The sequence below is a fragment of the Romboutsia faecis genome, assembly GCF_014323405.1.
Lineage (GTDB): Bacteria > Bacillota > Clostridia > Peptostreptococcales > Peptostreptococcaceae > Romboutsia_E > Romboutsia_E faecis.
This window is the reverse complement of record NZ_JACRWE010000035.1, coordinates 1-771: the sequence shown is the minus strand read 5'-3', so window position 1 is coordinate 771 and position 771 is coordinate 1. Positions and strand designations below refer to the sequence as shown.

Annotated in this window: 4 tRNA genes and 2 rRNA genes; all 6 read left to right on the top strand. The window is 46.0% G+C overall.

Going from position 1 to position 771, the window contains the following annotated elements:
- Positions 1-119 (top strand): 23S ribosomal RNA (locus tag H8923_RS17100); the annotation flags it as partial.
- Between the two features lie 147 nt (positions 120-266).
- Positions 267-382, top strand: a 5S ribosomal RNA gene (gene rrf / locus H8923_RS17095).
- A gap of 5 nt (positions 383-387) precedes the next feature.
- A tRNA-Leu gene (locus H8923_RS17090) sits at positions 388-476 on the top strand.
- 10 nt (positions 477-486) lie between these two features.
- A tRNA-Met gene (locus H8923_RS17085) sits at positions 487-562 on the top strand.
- Between the two features lie 6 nt (positions 563-568).
- Positions 569-643 (top strand) — tRNA-Glu (locus H8923_RS17080).
- 9 nt (positions 644-652) lie between these two features.
- Positions 653-726, top strand: a tRNA-Gly gene (locus H8923_RS17075).
- Positions 727-771 lie beyond the last annotated feature (45 nt).

The window sequence follows — 771 nt, the reverse complement described above, 5'->3', positions numbered from 1 at the left end:
GATAAGATTTCCCACCGTAAGGGTAAGACCCCAGGAAGACTACCTGGTTGATAGGTCGGAGGTGGAAGTGCAGTAATGTATGTAGCTTACCGATACTAATAGGTCGAGGACTTGACCAATTTTAAATGATTAAATCATAAATGATATGCAGTTTTTAGAGTATTAACTCTAGCATAAATTTTTCACAAAAAAGATTTAAAAATATATTGACAATTTAAAATGAATATGTTAATATAATACTTGTCTTAAAAAACAAAGCAAATTAATGTGGTTACTATAGCAAAGAGGATACACCTGTTCCCATTCCGAACACAGAAGTTAAGCTCTTTAGCGCTGATGGTACTTGGGGGCAACCTCCTGGGAGAGTAAGACGTAGCCACGTTAAGTGCCGAAGTGGCGGAACTGGCAGACGCACAGGACTTAAAATCCTGCGGGACTTACCTCTCGTACCGGTTCGATTCCGGTCTTCGGCACCACATATAATATCGCGGGGTGGAGCAGTTGGCAGCTCGTCGGGCTCATAACCCGAAGGTCGCAGGTTCAAGTCCTGCCTCCGCAACCATTAAATGGCCCATTGGTCAAGCGGTCAAGACACCGCCCTTTCACGGCGGTAACAGGGGTTCGATTCCCCTATGGGTCACCAATTAAATACGCGGGTGTAGCTCAATGGTAGAGTTCCGGCCTTCCAAGCCGGCTGTGAGGGTTCGATCCCCTTCACCCGCTCCAGATTAAACTTATGGGACTATAGCTCAGCTGGGAGAGCACCTGCCT